This is a genomic window from Luteimonas terricola (assembly GCF_004352845.1).
Classification (GTDB): Bacteria; Pseudomonadota; Gammaproteobacteria; order Xanthomonadales; family Xanthomonadaceae; genus Luteimonas; species Luteimonas terricola.
Window position 1 is genome coordinate 483,497 of sequence record NZ_SJRX01000002.1, and the last position, 18,463, is coordinate 501,959.

An 18,463-nucleotide genomic window follows, 5' to 3' on the forward strand; every position below is an offset into this window, starting at 1 on the left:
GACGCACAATGCGGCCATGGATCCCGTGCCCGGCCTGGACCTCAGCCTCCCGCCCTTCGACCTGCTCGATGACGCGGGGCGCCGCCAACTGGAGGCCAGCGTCGACATCGGCTTCCATCCCGCCGGCACCACCCTGATCGAGGCGGGCAAGGACTCGCCGCACGTCTTCATCATCCTCAAGGGCCTGGTCCACGCCCACCAGGTGGACGACCGCGGCCGCGAGGAGCGCTTCGCAGACTACGGGCCGGGCGACGTCATCGGTGCCTGGGCGGTCATGGCCGGGCGCGCGCGCCTGAGCTACCGCGCCGACGGCGACTGCCTGACCCACCTGGTCCCGGCCGCGACCTTTCGCCAGCTGCTGGCCGACAACCCCCCGGTCGCGGCGTACTTCAACGAGGGACTGGCCACCAAGGGCCGGCTCTCCAGCGGCAGCGAGCGGGGCGAGGCCGCGGAACTGATGGTGATCCGGGTCGGGGAGGCCGACCTCGCTCCCCCGGAACGCGTCGACGCGACGACCAGCATCGCCGAGGCCAGCGCACGCCTGCGCGAGCGGCGCGTGGACTGCCTGCTGGTCTACGACCCTGCGCACGACACCCCGGGCATCGTCACCCGTACCGACCTGCTGGAGGCACTGACGCGGCTGCGCCTGCCGCTGGAAGCGCCGATCGGCCCGCTGGCCAGCCGCCCGCTGGCCACCATCGGCACGGGCGAAGTGCTGTTCCAGGCCCTGATCGACATGACCGAGCGCCAGATCGAGCGCGTGGTGGTCACCGAAGGCAGCCGGATCGCGGGGACCCTGGGCATGGCCGAAGTGCTGGCCCACTTCGCCAGCCACTCGCACCTGATCAGCCTGCGCCTGGCCCGCGCGCGCGACATCGACGCCATCGCCGAGGCCGCCACCGGCATGACCCGGCTGGTGCGCAGCCTCAATGTCAACGGCACGCGCATCCCCTACATGATGCAGCTGGTCAGCGCGCTCAACAGCCGCATCATGGCCCGCATCTTCGACCTGGTGGTCCCGGCGGAGCTGCGCGACCGCGTCTGCCTGCTGGTCATGGGCAGCGAAGGCCGCCACGAACAGCTGCTCAAGACCGACCAGGACAACGCGCTGGTGCTCGCCGACGACCTCGACTGGCCGGGGCTCCCGGAGGCTATGGACCGCTTCAGCGCCGCACTGGCGAAAGTCGGCTATCCGCCCTGCCCCGGCAGGGTGATGGTCGACAATCCGCACTGGCGGATGAGCGCGGCGCAATGGCGCGATCGCATCGGCCAGTGGAAGCACGTGCACGGCGGCGAGGGTGCGCTGGACCTGTCGATCGCCCTCGACGCGCGGCCGGTCGCCGGCAACATGGCGCTGTTCGCGCCGGTCAAGGACGCCTTGATGGCGCTGGGCGACGACGGGATCCTGCTCCACCACCTGGCCGCGGCCACGCTCGGGTTCGACACCCCGTTGACCTTCTTCGGCCGGGTCCGGGCCGACGGCGCCGGCACCGACATCAAGAAGGGCGGCATCTTCCCGGTGGTCCATGGCCTGCGCTGCCTGGCGCTGCGCCACGGGATCACCGCCACCGCCAGCCGCGAGCGCTGCGCCGCGCTGGTCGAGTGCGGCGAGCTGTCGCCCGGGCTGGGCCGGGACCTGCCGCAGGCGCTCAACGTGTTCCAGCACATGCGCCTGGATGCGCAGTTCGCTGCGCTGGCCGAGGGCAGGGCCGCCGACAACCACATCGATCCCACGCGGCTGCGCCGGCTCGACCGCGAACTGGTGCGCGACGCGCTGCACGTGGTCAAGGACTTCCGCAGCCACATCCGCCAAAGCTTCCACCTGCGCGACTAGGATGCGGGCATTCCGGCGCTGGTGGCTGCAACGGAAGGCCGGCGACGGCGAATGGGCCGGCCTGCTGAGGCCCGCGCCGCCCGGCGAGTGGATCAGCCTGGACCTGGAAACCACGGGCCTGGACCCGAAGCAGGACCACATCCTCAGCCTCGCCGCGGTGCCCGTGCGCGATGGCCGGGTGCTGACCTCGGAGCGCTTCGAGCGCCGCATCCGCGCCGACCGCGAATTCGGCATCGATTCCATCCGCCACCACCACATCACCCCCGACGAGGCCGCCGAAGGCGTCGCGGTCACGGCCGCGGTGCGCGAGTTCCTGCACTGGCTGGAGGGACGCACCCTGCTCGGCTACCACCTGTCCTTCGACCTGGCGATGCTGTCGCCGCACGTGCGCGGGCTGGCGGGTTTCGGGCTGCCCAACCCGCGCGTGGACCTGGCCGATGCCTACGCCGCGCGAGCGCGGCGGGCCCTGCCCAACGCGCCGCCCAACCTCGAGTTCCGGCACATCGCCGACAGCCTTGGCGTGCCGGTGCTGGGCCGCCACAGCGCGCTCGGCGACGCGGTCACCGTCGGCCTGTGCTGGCTGGCGCTGCAGGCGGCACGCGGGTCGGCCTATTCGACCAATGGCGAATAGGCGGGCGCCGGCCGCGCAGTCAGGCTCGGGGAACCGCGCGCTATGCGGACATCCTGTGGGAGGGAGCAATGACGACGAAACAACGCAATTCGCGGCGATTGCTGGCAACCGCGGTCCTGGTCGCACTGGCGGCCCCCGGCATGGCCTTCGCGCAGACCGCGAAGGAAGCAGAGCTGGAGGCACGGGTCGCGCAGCTCGAGGCGCAGATCCAGACCTTGCTGCAGGGGCAGCAACAGCAGCAGGAAAGCATCTCCCAGGCCCAGACCCGGCTCGACCAGGTCCAGGTCGCGCAGCCGGCGGCGGCGCCGCTGCAGTCCAAGCCGATCCTTGCCAACCCGGACGCGGTGTTCACCTACGGTGGCTTCATCAAGTTCGACGCGATGGTCACCGACACCAGCGACGGCGCGATCGCCGAAGGCTCCGCGGGGCGCCTGTTCTACGTGCCGAGCACGATCCCGGTCACCGCCAACGGCGCCGAGCCCGACAGCGACCCCTATACCGACTTCCATGCCGCCTTCTCGCGGTTCTGGTTCGCGGCCGACCACACCACCGAGGGCGGCGACAAGTTCCGCGCCTACATCGAGGCCGACATGTACGGCGGCGGCAGCGCGAACCTCGGCAACGAGGTCAGTACCAACACCCACGGCGTCACCCTGCGCCAGGCCTTCGTGACCTGGAACAGCTGGCTGGCCGGCCAGACCTGGTCGAACTTCCAGGACGTGGCGGCGCTGCCGGAGGCCGTGGACTTCGTCGGCGTCACCGAAGGCACCACCTTCGTGCGCCAGGCGCAGATCCGCTACACCAGCGGGCCGTTCTCCGTTGCCCTGGAGAACCCGCACACCACGGTCAGCAACATCACCACTGCCGCGCGCAACAACGCCGGTGGCAGCGACTCCCTGCCCGACCTGACCGCGCGCTATGTGATGAAGGGTGACTGGGGCCACTTCAGCGCCGCCGGCCTGCTGCGCCAGCTCAAGTCCGGGGACGAGACCGCCACCGGCGCCGCGGTCAGCCTGTCCGGCCGGTTCAACATCGGCGCCAACGACGACATCCGCTGGATGGCCAACTACGGCAGCGGCATCGGCCGCTACCTCGGCTTCGGCCTGGGCGCCGACTCGGTGGTCGACGCCAACGGCAACCTGCACGCGCAGGACGGTGCCGGCGGCTTCGTCGCCTGGCGCCATGCCTTCAACGGCAAGCTGCGCAGCAACCTGATGTATTCGGTGGCCGAGTTCGACAACGACCGCAGCCTCGTGGGTTGGGGTCCGGGCAGTTTTGCCGCCACCGAGCGCGCGCAGTCCTTCCACGCCAACCTGATCTATTCGCCGTTCCCGAAGCTCGACATCGGCGCCGAGATCGGCTGGGGCCAGCGTGAGCTCGAGGACAACCGCAAGGGCGACCTCAAGCGCATCCAGACGACCGTCAAGTACACCTTCTGATCCACCTGCCTGAGGGGGCAAAGACAGCCATGTCCGAGAAATCACCACAAAATTACTGGAAGGCCAATCTCCGGATCATCTTCATCTGCATGGGCATCTGGGCCCTGGTGTCGTACGGGTTCGGCATCATCCTGCGCCCGCTGCTCGCGGGCATCCGCATCGGCGGCACCGACCTGGGCTTCTGGTTCGCGCAGCAGGGTTCGATCCTGACCTTCATCGCGCTCATCGTTTTCTACACCTGGTACATGAACCGGCTCGATCGCGAGTACGACGTGGACGAGCAATAAGGGGCCGACCATGGATCAGTTCACTCTCAACCTCATCTTCGTCGGCGGCTCGTTCCTGGTCTACATCGCGATCGCGATCTGGGCGCGCGCCGCTTCCACCTCCGAGTTCTACGCCGCGGGCCGCAGTGTCCATCCGGTCATGAACGGCATGGCGATCGCCGCGGACTGGATGTCGGCGGCCTCGTTCATCTCGATGGCGGGCCTGATCGCCTTCGTCGGCTACGGCAACTCCGCCTACCTGATGGGCTGGACCGGCGGCTACGTGCTGCTGGCGATGCTGCTGGCACCCTACCTGCGCAAGTTCGGCCGCTTCACCGTGCCCGAGTTCATCGGCGACCGCTACTACAGCCGCACCGCGCGCCTGGTGGCGGTGGCGTCGCTGCTGATGATCTCGATCACCTACGTGATCGGGCAGATGACCGGCGCCGGCGTGGCGTTCTCGCGCTTCCTCGAGGTGGATACCAATACCGGCCTGCTGATCGCCTCGACGGTGGTGTTCGTGTATGCGGTGCTGGGCGGCATGAAGGGCATCACCTACACCCAGGTGGCGCAGTACATCGTGCTGATCATCGCCTACACCATCCCGGCGGTGTTCATCTCGCTGCAGCTGACAGAGAACCCGATCCCGCAGCTGGGCCTGTTCTCCACCCATGTCGACAGTGGCATGCCGCTGCTGGCCAGGCTTGACCAGATCCTGGTGGACCTGGGCTTCAACGACTACACCGGCCTGCATGATTCGACGCTCAACATGACGCTGTTCACGCTGTCGCTGATGGTCGGCACCGCGGGCCTGCCGCACGTGATCGTCCGCTTCTTCACCGTGCCCAAGGTGTCGGACGCGCGCAAGTCGGCGGGCTGGGCGCTGGTGTTCATCGCCCTGCTCTACACCGTGGCCCCGGCCGTGGGCGCGATGGCGCGGCTGAACATCCTCACCACGATCTATCCCGAAGGCACCCAGGCCCCGTCGCTCACCTATGAGGCGCGCCCGGACTGGATGCACACCTGGGAACAGACCGGCCTGCTGGCGTTCGAGGACAAGAACGGCGACGGCATGATCCAGTCCTACAACGAGGCCAGCACCGAGTTCGCCGCGGTCGCGGCCGAGCGCGGCTGGCAGGGCAACGAGATGGTCACCTTCAACCAGGACATCCTGGTGCTGGCGAACCCGGAGATCGCGCGCCTGCCGGGCTGGGTGATCGCCCTGATCGCGGCCGGCGGCCTGGCCGCAGCGCTGTCGACGGCGGCAGGCCTGCTGCTGGCGATCTCGTCGGCGGTGAGCCATGACCTGATCAAGCGCACGTTCAAGCCCGACATCACCGAAAAGGGAGAGCTCCTGGCGGCGCGCGTGTCGATGGCGGCCGCGATCGTGCTCGCGACGTGGCTCGGCATGAATCCACCGGGATTCGCGGCGCAAACCGTGGCGTTCGCGTTCGGACTGGCGGCAAGCTCGCTGTTCCCGGCGATCATGATGGGCATCTTCTCCACGAAGATGAACTCCACGGGCGCGGTGGTCGGCATGCTGACCGGCCTGATCGCCACCAGCGTGTACCTGTTCACCTACAAGGGCTGGTTCTTCATCCCGGGCACGAACATGCTCACCGACTCCCCGGAGAACTGGCTGTTCGGCATCTCGCCGCTGGGCTTCGGCGCGATCGGCGCGCTCCTCAACTTCATCGCCGCCTACATCACGATGAAGCTGACCAAGCCGGTGCCGGAGCACATCCAGCACCTGGTCGAGGACATCCGCGTCCCGCGTGGCGCGGGCGCGGCCACCGCGCACCATTGATCCACGTACTGTGCTGAAACGACGGCCCGCTCCCGGCAACGGGGGCGGGCCGTCCTTCTTCCGGGACGCGCGATGCTGCGTGTCCGGCGCCGACTACAATCCCCTGCCATCCATCCGACACTGCATCGGGAGCATCCATGCTGCTGGAGTTCATCGCCATCATCGCCGCCGGTTTCGGCCTGGCCGGCATCGTGCTCTCGATCAACATCGCGTTGCGCAGGCGCCTGCCGCAGTGGATCGTGCCCGCCGCGGCCGGCGCCGGGATGCTGCTCATGGCGATCTGGCTGGAGTACTCATGGCTCGACCGGACGACCGCCACCTTCCCGGACGGCGTCGAGGTCGCCTCCACCAACCAGGTCCGCTCCTGGTACCGGCCCTGGACCTACGTCGTCCCGCTCACCAACCGGCTGATCGCCGTCGACCACCGCTTCGACCGCCGCCATGCCGACGTGCCGGGCCAGGTGCTGACGCGCGTGATCCTCGCCGGTCGCTGGGAGCCCATGCGGCAGTACGGCGTGGTGTTCGACTGCAACCTGGATCGCCGGGCCGACCTGCTCGACGAGGTTGAACTCGACCACGGCGGGCAGTTGAAGAACGCGAACTGGGTGCGGCTGTCCGCCGACGATCCAGTGATGCAGGCCGCCTGCGGCCGCTAGCCGCACGCGACGGGGCCTGCTCAGCGCTGCGGCGGCGCGGCCAGCTCCTTCGCGTCGAGCAGGCCGTCGCCGTTCGTATCCTGCTTCGCGAAGCGCTCGGCCAGCCGCGCGCGGTGCTGCTGGAGCGTGACCGGCCCGCCCTTGCCGCCGGGCAGTTCGGCCGACGTCAGCACGCCGTTGCCATCGCGATCCATTTCCCGGAACGCGTAGCCCATCCAGTCGAGGTACTCGGCAAGCGATACCCGGCCGTCGCCATCGGCATCCATGCGTTCGAGGTAGTCACCGGTGGCGGTGACCTGGGCCGTGGCCGGCAGGGACACGGCCGCAGCCGCCGCGCCCACAAGCAGGGACAGGCCGAACGCAAAGCGGCCCGGCTGTTTCCAGCCGGGCCGCCGCGCATCCATGTCGATCACCGCGGGCACGCGCCCCGTCGCCTCAGCCGCGCGCGGGCTGCAGCGAATACCCCTTCAGCCGCGCGGCGTAGTCCTGCAGCGCGCGGATGCCGCTGGCCTCGGCCTCGCGGCACCAGGCCTGCAGGTTGGCCAGCGATTCCGAGGCGTCGTGGCTGCGCGCCTCGAGCAGCGCCGCCAGGCGGGCGCGGTGCTCGACCAGGGTGCGGATGCGCGGGCGCTGTTCGACCCAGTCCTGCAGCTGCGCGCGCGCATCGGGTTTCAGCCAGCGGCCGTCGTCGACCAGGCCGCGGCGCAGCTTGCGCGGCAGCAGCGCGCGCAGCCTGGCACCGGCAGCGGCGGCCTCCTCGCGCAGGGCCGGCTTCAGCACGCGCTTCTGGTAGTCGGTCATGGCCTGGAAGCGCAGCGCCAGCAGGGCCTTGAGGGTGTCGCTGTCAGGCACATGGATGTTCGGGCGCACGTCCAGAGACGGCGCCACGCGCAGCACCTTCGCCAGGCGCACCGCCTGCAGGCCCTTGATCACGGCCCAGCCGATGTCGAACTCCCAGCGGCGCAGGGCGAACTTGGCCGAGCTCGGGAAGGCGTGGTGGTTGTTGTGCAGCTCTTCGCCGCCGATCCACACCGCCCAGGGGCTGAGGTTGGTGGCGGTGTCGGTGGTCTCGAAGTTGCGGTAGCCCCACCAGTGGCCGAGGCCGTTGACCACGCCGGCGGCCCAGAACGGGATCCACGCCATCTGGATCGCCCAGATCGCGACGCCCGCGGCGCCGAACAGGACGATGTTGATGGCCAGCATCAGCACGGGCCCCATGGTCGCGTGGGGCGTGTAGAGCCTGCGCTCGATCCCGTCGTCGGGCGTGCCGCGGCCGTACTGCTCCATGTCGGCGCGCTCCGCCCGCGCCTCGCGGTAGAGCTCGGCGCCGCGCCAGAAGACCGCCTTGATGCCCTTGTGCATGGGGCTGTGCGGGTCTTCCTCGGTTTCGCAGCGCGCGTGGTGCTTGCGATGGATGGCCACCCATTCACGGGTGATCATCGACGTGGTCAGCCAGCACCAGAAGCGGAAGAAGTGCGCCAGCACGGGATGGAAGTCGACGCCGCGGTGGGTCTGGCTGCGATGCAGGTACAGCGTCACCGTGAAGATCGTCAGCTGGGTGACGACCAGGAAATAGGCGAACAGTCCCCAGAAACCGGATTGGACGAGGCCGCCGGCGAGGAAATCGAGCAGGGAAGCAGGCATGGTATGGGGGTCAGGGCGAAGTACGCCCCCATGATGGAACGCGGCACCGGCGATTGCCAGCCCTGGGAAGGCGGGTGCGACAGGCGGGCGACAGGTCCGTGACGGACCGTTTCCGCACCGCAACGCCGCGCCGGGCATGCTGGATGACTCCGACACACGGGAGCACGGCCATGGGCCTCCTGATCGACGGCCGCTGGGTGGACCAGTGGTACGACACTTCCAGCACCGGTGGGCGCTTCGTCCGCACCGACGCCCAGTTCCGCAGCTGGATCACGCCCGACGGCCGCCCCGGCCCCGGCGGCGAGGGCGGCTTTGCCGCCGAACCCGGGCGCTACCGCCTGTACGTCTGCCTCGCCTGTCCCTGGGCCCACCGCACGCTCATCTTGCGCGCGCTCAAGGGCCTGGAGGAGATGATCCCGGTCTCGATCGTGAATCCGTACATGGGCGAGAACGGCTGGACCTTCGAGCCTGCCGACGGCGTCGCACCCGACCCGGAGGGCGCGCGCTACCTGTACGAGGTCTACCTCCGTGCGCAGCCGGACTACAGCGGGCGGGTCACCGTGCCGGTGCTGTGGGACCACGAACGCAACACCATCGTCAACAACGAATCCTCGGAGATCATCCGCATCCTCAACTCCGCCTTCGACGCCGTCGGCGCCCGTCCGGGCGACTACGCGCCGACGGCACTGCTGCCGGAGATCGACGCGCTCAACGCGCGCATCTACGACGCCATCAACAACGGCGTGTACAAGGCCGGCTTCGCCACGGACCAGGACGTCTACGAGGAAGAGGTGTCCCGCCTGTTCGACGCGCTGGACGACGTGGACCAGCGCCTCGCGCAGCGCCGGTACCTGCTGGGCGAGCGCATCACCGAGGCCGACTGGCGGCTGTTCACCACCCTGCTGCGCTTCGATCCCGTGTACCACGGCCATTTCAAGTGCAACCTGCGCCGCATCGCCGACTATCCGCAGCTGTCGGGCTACCTGCGCGAGCTGTACCAGTGGCCCGGGGTGGCCGGCACGGTCGACTTCGACCACATCAAGCAGCACTACTACCGCAGCCATCCCACCATCAATCCGAACGGCATCGTGCCGCTGGGCCCGCTGCAGGACCTGGGCGCAGCGCACGGCCGCGGGAACCTGCCGGCCGCGCCGGTGCCGTAGGTCGACCACCACGCGGGGGCGGTCGCGCGCCAGCCACCACCGCGCGCCTTGCACCGCCCCCCCACGCGCCCCCACGCTGCCGCCATGCCCGAGCTGCCCGAAATCGAGACCACCCGCCGCGGCCTGGCGCCGCACGTCGAAGGCGCGCGCGTGCAGCGGGTGCTGCTGCGCCGTCCCGACCTGCGCTGGCCGATCCCGGCCGAGGTGGGTGAGCAGCTGCCCGGGCAGCGCATCGACGCCGTGCGCCGGCGTGCCAAATACCTGCTGCTCGACACCGCCGCCGGCAGCGCCCTGCTGCACCTGGGCATGTCCGGCAGCCTGCGGGTGCTGCCCGCCGACACCGCGCCCCGAGCGCACGACCACGTCGACATCGCCATGTCCGGACCCGACGGCGCGCTGCGCGTGCTGCGCTTGACCGACCCGCGGCGCTTCGGATGCCTGCTCTGGCAACCATCGGGCGAAACCCATCCGCTGCTGGCCGGACTGGGGCCGGAGCCGCTGGGCGACGGCTTCGACGGCGACTACCTGTTCGCCCGCAGCCGCGGCCGCCGGGCTCCGGTGAAAGCCTTCCTCATGGACCAGCGGGTGGTGGTGGGCGTGGGCAACATCTATGTCGCCGAGGCGCTGTTCGCGGCCGGGGTGTCGCCGCTGCGCGCGGCGGGCAGGATCTCGCGCGAGCGCTACGGGCGGGTCGCGAACGAGATCCGGGCCGTGCTGTCGCGGGCGATCGTCAGCGGCGGCACGACCCTGCGCGACTTCATCTCGCCCGACGGCGCGCCGGGCTACTTCGAACAGGAGCTCTCGGTCTACGGTCGCGACGGCGAACCCTGCCAGCACTGCGGCCGCCCCCTGCGCCATGCCCTGGTCGCGCAGCGCGCCACCGTATGGTGCGGCACCTGCCAGCGCTGAGCGCAGGCGCTATGATCGGGCCTCCGAGGGGAACCCCATGCCCGACAACGCAGACATCACGCTGTTGCTCGACGCCGCCCGCGATGGCGACCGCGGCGCGCTCGACAACGTGCTGGCCACGCTCTACCAGGAACTGCACAGCATGGCCCGGCGCCAGCTGGCCGGGCAGTACGGGCAGACGCTCGACGCCACCGCCCTGGTGCACGAGGCCTACCTCAAGCTGATCGGCCGCCGCGAGGCCCGCTTCGACGACCGCGCGCACTTCTTCGCCTATGCCGCATCGGCGATGCGCAGCGTGGTGGTCGACTACGCGCGCCAGCGCATGGCGCAGAAGCGCGGCGGCGACCTGCACCGGGTCACCGACCTGCCCGAGGACATCGAGGGCGGCCTGCGCCTGGACGACGACATGCTCGCCCTGGACGTCGCGCTCACCCGCCTGGCCGCGGTCGACCAGCGCCTGGCCCACGTGGTCGAGCTGCGCTACTTCGGCGGCCTGTCCGAGATCGAGATCGCCGAGTTGCTCCAGCGTTCCGAGCGCAGCATCCGCCGCGACTGGCAGAAGGCGCGGCTGTACCTCCTCGCCTCGCTGAAGGCGGACTGAGGAGGCGCCCGGCGGGCACGCGCGGCTGATGGACGCAGACCGCTGGCAACGCCTGTCCCCACTGCTCGACGCCCTGCTCGAGCTCGAGCCGATGGCGCGGGCGCAGAGCCTGGCATCGCTGCGGGAAGACGACCCGGAGCTGGCGGCCGACCTCGAAGGACTTCTGGAGCTCGAGGAAGGCCAGGAGGATTTCCTCTCCGAGCCCGTGGTCTCGCAGCTGCCGCTGGCGCGCGCCGATGCGGTGATCGGTCCCTACCGCCTGGAGCGCATGCTCGGCGAGGGCGGCATGGGCCAGGTGTGGCTGGCCAGCCGCGCCGATGGCCTCTACCAGCGCCGCGTGGCGCTGAAGCTGCTGCGCCCGGGCCTGGCCGACCCCAACCTGCGCCTGCGCTTCACCCGTGAGCGGCAGATCCTGGCGCGCCTGGAACACGCCCACATCGCGCGCCTGCTCGACGCCGGCATCAGCGCCGACCAGCAGCCCTACCTGGCGCTGGAATACGTCGACGGCGAGCCGATCACCGACTGGTGCCAGGTGCGCGAGCCGACGGTGGACGCGCGCCTGCGCCTGTTCCTGCAGGTCTGCGAAGCGGTCAGCCACGCCCACGCCAACCTGATCGTGCACCGCGACCTGAAGCCGTCGAACATCCTGGTGACGCCGCTCGACGAGGTGCGCCTGCTCGACTTCGGCATCGCCAAGCTGCTCGACACCCCCGACGTCGGCGCCGAGGGCACGCGCACCGGCGTGCGCGCCTTCACCCTGCACTACGCGGCGCCCGAGCAGATCCGCGGCGAACCGGTCACCACCATGACCGACGTCTATTCGCTGGGGGTGGTGCTCTACGAGATGCTGTCGGGCTGCAAGCCCTACCGGCTCAAGCGCAAGAGCGACGCGGAGTGGGAGGAGGCGATCCTCAGCGCCGACCCGCCGCGTCCGTCGGTGGCGCTGCAGCGCACGTCCGGCGAAGCGACCGCCGCATCCGCGGCAAGGCCGACGGCGGCGCAGCTCCGTCGCGATGCGCGCCGGATCGCCGGCGACCTCGACAACATCGTGCTCAAGGCGCTGTCCAAGCGGCCCGAGCAGCGCTATCCCTCGGTCGAGGCGATGGCCCAGGACGTCCGCCGCCACCTTGACGGCAAGCCGGTGCGCGCGCGCCCGCAGAGCATGGCGTACCGGGCACGCAAGTACCTGGGCCGGCACCGGTGGGCGCTGGGCACCGGCGCCGCGATCGCGGTGGTGCTGGTGGCGGCGCTGGCGATCGTGGGCTGGCAGGCGCAGCAGGCGGTGCAGCAGGCTGCGCGCACGCGCGCGTTGCAGAGCTTCATGGTGGGCCTGTTCGAGAACGCGGGCAGCGCGCCCGGCGGGGCGCACATCGACGTGCGTCGGCTGCTGGAAGACGGCGTGCAGCGCGGCGAACTCGAGCTCGCCCGGCAGCCGGTGGCGCTGGCGGAGCTGCTGGGCGTGGTCGCGCGCCTGCGCGCCGGCCTGGGCGACTACGGCCAGGCGCTCGCGCTGCAGCAGCGCCAGGCGACGGTCATCGCCGGCATCGAACAGCCGCCGCCCGGCCTGAACCTGCAGGCCGCCACGGACATGGGCCGCATCCGCCGCCTGCTGGGCCAGCCCGGCGCCTGCCGTCTGGCGATGCAGCCGCTGCAGGCACTGGCCCTGCGCGAGCAGGAACGGCTGCCCCAGCTGACCGCCGAATACCACACCCAGCTCGCGCGCTGCCAGCGCGACGAGGGCGAGCTTGACGCCGCGCGCACGGGCTTCCAGCGCGCGCTGGCCATCCGCCGCACGGCGGCGCTGCCCGTGACCGACGTGGTCGAGAGCCTGTCGGACCTGGCCACCCTGCGCGCGGCGTCGGGCGAGAGCGCGCTGGCACTGCGCGAACAGCGCGCGGCGCTGGCGCTGCTGCGCACGCGCGTGGGGCTGCGCCACCCGCAGGCGATCGCGATCCTGCGCGCGACCTGTTCGCTGCACCGCGAACTGGGCGATCTGCACTCGGCCGAAGCCGACTGCCGCGAAGCGCTCGAACTCGCGCTCGAGATACGCGGCCCGCAGCATCGCGACACCGTGGACGGACGCCGCCAGCTGGCCGCGCTGCTGGTCGACAACGGGCGCCTGGGCGAGGCGGAGGTCATCTTCCGCGACGCGCACGCCTGGCTGGTATCACGCCTGGGCAGCCGGCACGCCGACGTTGCCCGCAACGACAACAGCATGGCCATCGTGGCCTGGGAGCGTGGCGACCTCGACGAGGCGATCGCCGGGCTGGAGCGTGCCAACTCCACCTGGCGCCAGCTCGGCAACGGGACCATGCTCGCCGCGGGCCTGTTCAACGAAGCCCTGGTGCTGCACGAGGCCGGCGACCAGGCTCGCGCGGCCGGGCTCCTGGAGGAATCGTTGCGCCTGCGCGGCGCCCGCTTCGGCAGCGATCACGGCCTGGTGGGCGCCACCCTGCGCCTGGCCGGCGAAGTCGATGCCGCGCGCGGCCGCAAGCCGGAGGCGCTGGCGGCGCTGCGGCGCGCGGTGGCCCTGACCAGCGCCGACTACGGCGCGGCGCACCCGACCACGCGGCGTGCCGAGCTGGCGCTGGCGCAGTTCGAGGCCACGCTCGACACCCACGGCGCGCTGGCCCGGCTCGACCACCTTGCCGCCCTGCCGAAAACCGACACCGAGCTGCGCAAGGTCGCCTGGCGCGCGCAGGCGGTCGCCGCCGGGCTGCGCTGCCATGGTCCACGGCGCGACGAATCCCTGGCCGTGTTCACCGCCCTGGAGCAACTGATCGAGATGGCGCGACCCGAGGGCGGGGTGGTGGTGCGCGAAGTGCGCCACTGGCGGCAGCAGTGCGATGCACCCGCGGCCACCGACGTGGCCGCTGCGGCCGGCTGAGGCTCAGTCCAGCCGCAGCGACGGCTGCAGCGGCTCGATGCGGCCCTCGCCGCGCATGATGCGCTTGAACTCCGCGCGGCTGACCGAGACATAGCGCTCGTTGCCGCCGATCTCCACCTGCGGCCCGTCCTGCACCGCGCGTCCCTGGTCGTCCACGCGCACGGTCATCGTCGCCTTGCTGCCGCTGTGGCAGATGGTCTTGATCTCCTGGATCTCGTCGGCCCAGGCCAGCAGGTAGCGGCTGCCCTCGAACAGCTCGCCCTGGAAATCGGTGCGCAGGCCGTAGCAGAGCACCGGCACGCCGAGCGCATCGACCACCTCCGACAGCTGCCAGGCCTGGGGCCGGGTGAGGAACTGGGCCTCGTCCACGAGCACGCAGTGCAGGCGACCGCCGGCGGCGATGTCCGCCTTCACCACCGCCTGCAGGTCGGCGTCGCGTCCGAAGGCCAGGGCCTCGGCCTGCAGCCCGATCCGCGACGCTACGCGGCCGCTGCCGGAGCGGTCGTCCAGCCCAGGTGCCAGGATCAGTACCCGCATCCCGCGCTCGCGGTAGTTGTGCGCGGACTGCAGCAGGGTGGTGGTCTTTCCGGCGTTCATCGCCGAGTAGTAGAAGTAGAGCTTGGCCAAGGGATCACATGTCCGGTTCGTCCGCGTCCGGGGGCAACTCCGGTGCCTCGGCATCGTGGTCGGGTTCGGTGGCGGGCACGCGCGATTGCGCCGCGGTGCCGATCGATTCGAGTTCACCCACCGATACACGCCCGATGCGCGGATGGGCCCACACCGAGTCCTGCCACTTCTGGTACTCCTCCGGATCCCAGTAGCGCGGGTCGTAGAATTTGGTGCCGTCGAGGATCATCTCGGTACCGCCCGGGCCGGGCACGATCACCTGGAGATTGCCGATGCCCCGTCCGGTCCGGCTGCCGGTCATGCGCTTGGCCGCGCGCCGCAGGGTGGCTGCCATCCGCGGCTTGGACGCCGCGTCGCCAAAGCGCGCGTAAACCTCCTGCCCCATCTCGATGGCGAGGGCGCGCTCGGCCTCGTCCAGAGCCGTCCAGTAGCGTTCCCTCAGGCCGAGGAAGCCGGTGTAGCCGCGCTCGGCGGCAAGATCCATCCAGATGTAGGCCTGGACCCTGTCCTGGGGCTGGCCCTGCCCGTTCCAGTACATCTCCGCGACCATGCCCTGCGACGGCTTGTCCGCGAAGAAGGACGCGCGCTTGAAGTACGCCAGCGCCTTCTCGTGCCGCCCCGCCTTGTAGGCCTCCAGCCCGTACATCCGGTACTGCAGGTCAGGGTGCGCGTTGAGGAAGCCTGCCGCGATCACGAGCGGGTCGTCGGTCGGGTCCTGAGGTGCGGGATTCGCGGGCTCGGACGCCTGCGCATATGCGAAGGGCAGCAGCGCGAGCAACAGGGCATGCTTCATGGCCATCGGTCTCATTCCTTTTTTTACCGGCCCCGAGAGCATATCGTCTCACGGGGGCATCGTGCGCCGGGACTGATGGCCTACCCGCCGCGCCCCTGACGCGGGCACCGCGACGGGCCGCGGACGGCATTGGCTACAATCGCCGGCCGTCCCGGAGTCCCCATGCACGGCCTGAATCCCCAACAATCCGAGGCCGTTGCCCACTGCGAAGGCCCGCTCCTGGTGCTGGCCGGCGCCGGCAGCGGCAAGACCCGGGTGATCGTGGAGAAGATCGCGCACCTGATCGGCTCGGGGCGCTATCCGGCGAAGCGGGTCGCGGCGATCACCTTCACCAACAAGTCCGCGCGCGAGATGCGCGAGCGCGTGGCGAAGCGGATCCGCGGGGACGCGGCCGACGGCCTGACGGTGTCCACGTTCCACGCATTGGGCCTGCGCATGCTGCAGGTCGAGCACGAACGTGCCGGATTGCGGCGCGGCTTCTCGATCTTCGACTCCGACGATTCGATGGCCCAGTTCAAGGACCTGATGCCCGGCGCCAAGCCCGATGCCATCCAGGCCGTGCAGGGCCTGGTGTCGCGAGCGAAGAACGGCGGCCTGTCGCCGGAGCAGGCGCGCGCGCTGGCGCGCTCCACGCCCGAGCACGAGGCGGCGATGGTGTACGAGCTCTACCAGGCCCGGCTGGCGGCCTTCAACGCGGTCGACTTCGACGACCTGATCCGCCTGCCCGTGCAGTTGCTTGAAAACCACGAAGACTGCGCACTGGGCTGGCGCGAGCGCATCGGCTACCTGCTGGTGGACGAGTGCCAGGACACCAACGACGCCCAGTACCGCCTGATGAAAGCGCTGGCCGGCGACAAGGGCAACTTCACCTGCGTGGGCGACGACGACCAGTCGATCTACGCCTGGCGCGGCGCCAATCCCGAGAACCTGTCGCAGATGGCGCGCGACTACCCCGCACTCCGGGTGGTCAAGCTCGAACAGAACTACCGCTGCTCCAACCGCGTGCTGCGCTCGGCCAACGCGCTGATCGCCAACAACCCGCACGAACACCTCAAGACGCTGTGGAGCGCGCAGCCCGACGGCGAGCGCATCCGCGTCTGGGAATGCCGCGACGCCGCGCACGAGGCAGAACGCGTGGCCGCCGAGATCCAGTTCCTCAACGCCGCGCGCAAGGCCGAGTGGAGCGAGTTCTGCATCCTGTTCCGCGGCAACCACCAGTCGCGCGCGCTGGAGAAGGCGCTGCAGATGCTGCGCCTGCCCTACCACCTGTCCGGCGGCACGGCCTTCCTGGATCGCGGCGAGGTCAAGGACGCGCTGTCCTGGCTGCGCATGCTGGCCAATCCCGATGATGATTCCGCCTTCCTGCGCGCGGTGCAGTCGCCCGGCCGCGGCGTCGGCGCGACCACGCTGGCGAAGCTGGCCGAGCTCTCGCGTAATGCCGGCATGCCGATGTCGCGGGCGATCGAGTCCATCGGGCTGCTGAAGCAGCTGCACCCGCGCGCGGGCGCGGCGCTGTCGGGCTTCGCCGACGTGGTGCGCGGGCTGCGCGCGGACGCCACGCGCCTGCCGCCCTCGGAGCTGGTGCGCGTGCTCAACGAGCGCTCGGGCCTGCTGACCGCGCTGCGCGCCCAGTGCAAGACCGAGGAGATGTTCCGCATCCGCCGCGGCAACCTCGACGAGCTGGCCGACTGGTTCGACGGCGCGCGCGGCGGTGCCGGTCCGGGCGAGCTGGCGGCGTCGCTGGCGCTGCTCAGCCACGCCGACAAGGGCGACGCCGGCAACCAGATCCGGCTGATGAGCCTGCATGCGGCCAAAGGCCTGGAGTTCCGCTACGTCTTCATCGTCGGCGTCGACGACGACACCCTGCCGCACGAGGCCAGCGTGGAGGAGGGCCGCATCGACGAGGAGCGGCGCCTGCTGTACGTCGGCATCACCCGCGCCAAGGAACAGCTGTGGCTGTCCTACGCGCGCGAGGCGCAGCGCTGGGGCGAACGCCTGCGGCTGGCGCCGAGCCGCTTCCTGGACGAACTGCCGGCGGCCGAACTGCAGCGCGACGGCGCCGACCCGGTGGCGGATGCGGCGCGCAAGAAGGAGCGCGCCGACGTCGGCTTCGCCGCGATCAAGGCGCTGCTGGAAGGCTGAGCGTCGTCCCGGAAGGGCGCGGGCCTCGGCTAGACTCGGCGCCTGTCCTGGACGAGGTATCGCCATGCGCACGCCCCTGTACACCGTCGCCCTCCTGGCCGCCGCCCTGCTACTGGCCGGTTGCCGCACTGTCCCCGCCCAGGCCGAAGCGCCGCAGGCCGCGGCGCACCCGCCGGCCGCGGACACCGTGCCCGCACACGACAACCTCAACGCCGTCCTGTGGCTGCAGCGCTCGATGGAATACCGGGCGCTGTCGGAGACCGTGTTCCGCGCCGCCACCGAGCGACTGGACGCCGCGCTGGCCGATCCGTCCTGGGACGCGCTGGTCCCCGCCGAACGCGCGGCCGCCGGCGATGCCGCATCGCTGCCGCCGGCGGTCATCCTCGACATCGACGAGACCGTGCTCGACAACTCGCCCTACCAGGCGCGCCTGGTGGTGGATGGCAAGGAATTCGCCGACCCCGCCTGGGACGCCTGGGTGGAAGAGCGCAGGGCGACCGCGGTGCCGGGCGCGGTGGCATTCACCCGCGCGGCGGCGGACAAGGGCATCACCGTCTTCTATGTGTCCAACCGCAGTGCGGCGCTGACCGAAGCCACGCTGGCCAACCTGCGCAGCGAAGGCCTGCCGGTGCAGCATGGAGACGTGTTCCTGGGCCTGGGCATGCAGGTCCCGGGCTGCGAACAGAAGGGTTCCGGCAAGACCTGCCGTCGCCAGCTGGTGGGGCGGGAGCATCGCGTGCTGATGCAGTTCGGTGACCAGTTGGGCGACTTCGTGCAGGCCACGGCCAACACGCCGGAGCAGCAAATGCAGCTGCATGCCGAATACCGCGCCTGGTTCGGCGAGCGCTGGTGGATGCTGCCCAATCCGACCTACGGCGCCTGGGAACCCGCCCAGTTCAACAACGCCTGGAGCCTGCCGCAGGGCGAACGGCGCCAGCACAAGCGCGATGCCTTGCGACTTGATCGTGACTAGTATCAATGACTTAAGTTGCCATACCTCAGGTATTGCATAAGGATCCGGGCGGCGGTAGGCTGTGCTCGCCACAACATAGTCCTCCGGCTCC

16 protein-coding genes are annotated in these 18,463 nt (G+C 70.4%); 12 read left to right on the top strand and 4 right to left on the bottom strand.

What is annotated here, in order from left to right:
- Window positions 1-16 precede the first annotated feature (16 nt).
- The 6 genes from E2169_RS06940 to E2169_RS06965 all read left to right on the top strand — a co-directional run bounded on the left by E2169_RS06940 (window position 17) and on the right by E2169_RS06965 (window position 6,633).
- A complete protein-coding gene (locus E2169_RS06940) occupies window positions 17-1,834 on the top strand; it encodes a DUF294 nucleotidyltransferase-like domain-containing protein (protein WP_132985876.1) in 1,818 nt (605 codons plus the stop codon).
- 1 nt (window position 1,835) lies between these two features.
- Window positions 1,836-2,465 carry a 3'-5' exonuclease gene (locus tag E2169_RS06945; RefSeq protein ID WP_132985877.1) on the top strand — a complete coding sequence of 210 codons (630 nt, stop codon included), beginning with the start codon at window positions 1,836-1,838 and terminating at the stop codon, window positions 2,463-2,465.
- 68 nt (window positions 2,466-2,533) lie between these two features.
- Window positions 2,534-3,904, top strand: coding sequence for a DcaP family trimeric outer membrane transporter (locus E2169_RS06950; RefSeq protein WP_132985878.1), 1,371 nt, complete (start codon window positions 2,534-2,536; stop codon window positions 3,902-3,904).
- A gap of 29 nt (window positions 3,905-3,933) precedes the next feature.
- The gene (locus E2169_RS06955; protein WP_132985879.1) at window positions 3,934-4,191 is read left to right on the top strand and encodes a DUF4212 domain-containing protein; all 258 of its coding nucleotides are present in this window, start codon (window positions 3,934-3,936) and stop codon (window positions 4,189-4,191) included.
- A gap of 10 nt (window positions 4,192-4,201) precedes the next feature.
- Window positions 4,202-5,977 (top strand): sodium:solute symporter family protein, encoded by a 1,776-nt coding sequence (locus E2169_RS06960; RefSeq protein ID WP_132985880.1) that lies wholly within the window; start codon window positions 4,202-4,204, stop codon window positions 5,975-5,977.
- A gap of 137 nt (window positions 5,978-6,114) precedes the next feature.
- Window positions 6,115-6,633, top strand: coding sequence for a hypothetical protein (locus E2169_RS06965; RefSeq protein ID WP_132985881.1), 519 nt, complete (start codon window positions 6,115-6,117; stop codon window positions 6,631-6,633).
- Between the two features lie 20 nt (window positions 6,634-6,653).
- Here E2169_RS06965 and E2169_RS06970 read toward each other — a convergent pair whose 3' ends face one another.
- A complete protein-coding gene (locus E2169_RS06970; RefSeq protein WP_229659076.1) occupies window positions 6,654-7,055 on the bottom strand; it encodes an EF-hand domain-containing protein in 402 nt (133 codons plus the stop codon).
- Between the two features lie 13 nt (window positions 7,056-7,068).
- The gene (locus E2169_RS06975; protein ID WP_132985882.1) at window positions 7,069-8,277 is read right to left on the bottom strand and encodes a DesA family fatty acid desaturase; all 1,209 of its coding nucleotides are present in this window, start codon (window positions 8,275-8,277) and stop codon (window positions 7,069-7,071) included.
- Between the two features lie 170 nt (window positions 8,278-8,447).
- On the opposite strand from E2169_RS06975, the gene E2169_RS06980 reads away from it, so the two are divergent.
- From E2169_RS06980 to E2169_RS06995, 4 genes are all read left to right on the top strand, one after another.
- Window positions 8,448-9,440 (top strand): glutathione S-transferase family protein, encoded by a 993-nt coding sequence (locus tag E2169_RS06980; RefSeq protein WP_132985883.1) that lies wholly within the window; start codon window positions 8,448-8,450, stop codon window positions 9,438-9,440.
- A gap of 84 nt (window positions 9,441-9,524) precedes the next feature.
- Complete coding sequence (gene mutM, locus E2169_RS06985) at window positions 9,525-10,349, top strand: bifunctional DNA-formamidopyrimidine glycosylase/DNA-(apurinic or apyrimidinic site) lyase (protein ID WP_132985884.1); 825 nt, start codon at window positions 9,525-9,527, stop codon at window positions 10,347-10,349.
- A gap of 37 nt (window positions 10,350-10,386) precedes the next feature.
- Complete coding sequence (locus E2169_RS06990; protein WP_132985885.1) at window positions 10,387-10,950, top strand: ECF-type sigma factor; 564 nt, start codon at window positions 10,387-10,389, stop codon at window positions 10,948-10,950.
- Between the two features lie 28 nt (window positions 10,951-10,978).
- Window positions 10,979-13,837, top strand: coding sequence for a serine/threonine-protein kinase (locus E2169_RS06995; RefSeq protein ID WP_132985886.1), 2,859 nt, complete (start codon window positions 10,979-10,981; stop codon window positions 13,835-13,837).
- Window positions 13,838-13,840: 3 nt separating this feature from the next.
- Here the strand turns inward: E2169_RS06995 and E2169_RS07000 are convergent, their stop codons facing one another.
- Both E2169_RS07000 and E2169_RS07005 read right to left on the bottom strand, forming a co-directional pair.
- On the bottom strand, window positions 13,841-14,464 hold the full coding sequence (locus E2169_RS07000; RefSeq protein ID WP_132985887.1) for a thymidine kinase: 624 nt from the start codon (window positions 14,462-14,464) through the stop codon (window positions 13,841-13,843).
- Window positions 14,465-14,468: 4 nt separating this feature from the next.
- Window positions 14,469-15,263, bottom strand: coding sequence for an SEL1-like repeat protein (locus E2169_RS07005; RefSeq protein WP_132985888.1), 795 nt, complete (start codon window positions 15,261-15,263; stop codon window positions 14,469-14,471).
- A 156-nt stretch (window positions 15,264-15,419) separates the two neighbouring features.
- Between E2169_RS07005 and E2169_RS07010 the strand changes: the two genes are divergently transcribed.
- Both E2169_RS07010 and E2169_RS07015 read left to right on the top strand, forming a co-directional pair.
- A complete protein-coding gene (locus tag E2169_RS07010; protein ID WP_132985889.1) occupies window positions 15,420-17,399 on the top strand; it encodes a UvrD-helicase domain-containing protein in 1,980 nt (659 codons plus the stop codon).
- 64 nt (window positions 17,400-17,463) lie between these two features.
- Window positions 17,464-18,372, top strand: coding sequence for a 5'-nucleotidase, lipoprotein e(P4) family (locus E2169_RS07015; RefSeq protein ID WP_207918365.1), 909 nt, complete (start codon window positions 17,464-17,466; stop codon window positions 18,370-18,372).
- The last annotated feature ends 91 nt before the right edge of the window (window positions 18,373-18,463 follow it).

What these genes read in the sequence shown, in the direction of transcription:
- E2169_RS06960 (WP_132985880.1), top strand. Translation starts at nt 4,202, where the DNA reads ATGGATCAGTTCACTCTCAACCTCATCTTCGTCGGCGGCTCGTTCCTG.
- E2169_RS06995 (WP_132985886.1), top strand. Translation starts at nt 10,979, where the DNA reads ATGGACGCAGACCGCTGGCAACGCCTGTCCCCACTGCTCGACGCCCTG.
- E2169_RS06965 (WP_132985881.1), top strand. Translation starts at nt 6,115, where the DNA reads ATGCTGCTGGAGTTCATCGCCATCATCGCCGCCGGTTTCGGCCTGGCC.
- E2169_RS06975 (WP_132985882.1), bottom strand. Translation starts at nt 8,277, where the DNA reads ATGCCTGCTTCCCTGCTCGATTTCCTCGCCGGCGGCCTCGTCCAATCC.
- E2169_RS06945 (WP_132985877.1), top strand. Translation starts at nt 1,836, where the DNA reads ATGCGGGCATTCCGGCGCTGGTGGCTGCAACGGAAGGCCGGCGACGGC.
- E2169_RS07015 (WP_207918365.1), top strand. Translation starts at nt 17,464, where the DNA reads ATGCGCACGCCCCTGTACACCGTCGCCCTCCTGGCCGCCGCCCTGCTA.
- E2169_RS06980 (WP_132985883.1), top strand. Translation starts at nt 8,448, where the DNA reads ATGGGCCTCCTGATCGACGGCCGCTGGGTGGACCAGTGGTACGACACT.
- E2169_RS06990 (WP_132985885.1), top strand. Translation starts at nt 10,387, where the DNA reads ATGCCCGACAACGCAGACATCACGCTGTTGCTCGACGCCGCCCGCGAT.
- E2169_RS06940 (WP_132985876.1), top strand. Translation starts at nt 17, where the DNA reads ATGGATCCCGTGCCCGGCCTGGACCTCAGCCTCCCGCCCTTCGACCTG.
- E2169_RS07005 (WP_132985888.1), bottom strand. Translation starts at nt 15,263, where the DNA reads ATGGCCATGAAGCATGCCCTGTTGCTCGCGCTGCTGCCCTTCGCATAT.
- mutM (WP_132985884.1), top strand. Translation starts at nt 9,525, where the DNA reads ATGCCCGAGCTGCCCGAAATCGAGACCACCCGCCGCGGCCTGGCGCCG.
- E2169_RS07010 (WP_132985889.1), top strand. Translation starts at nt 15,420, where the DNA reads ATGCACGGCCTGAATCCCCAACAATCCGAGGCCGTTGCCCACTGCGAA.
- E2169_RS06950 (WP_132985878.1), top strand. Translation starts at nt 2,534, where the DNA reads ATGACGACGAAACAACGCAATTCGCGGCGATTGCTGGCAACCGCGGTC.
- E2169_RS06955 (WP_132985879.1), top strand. Translation starts at nt 3,934, where the DNA reads ATGTCCGAGAAATCACCACAAAATTACTGGAAGGCCAATCTCCGGATC.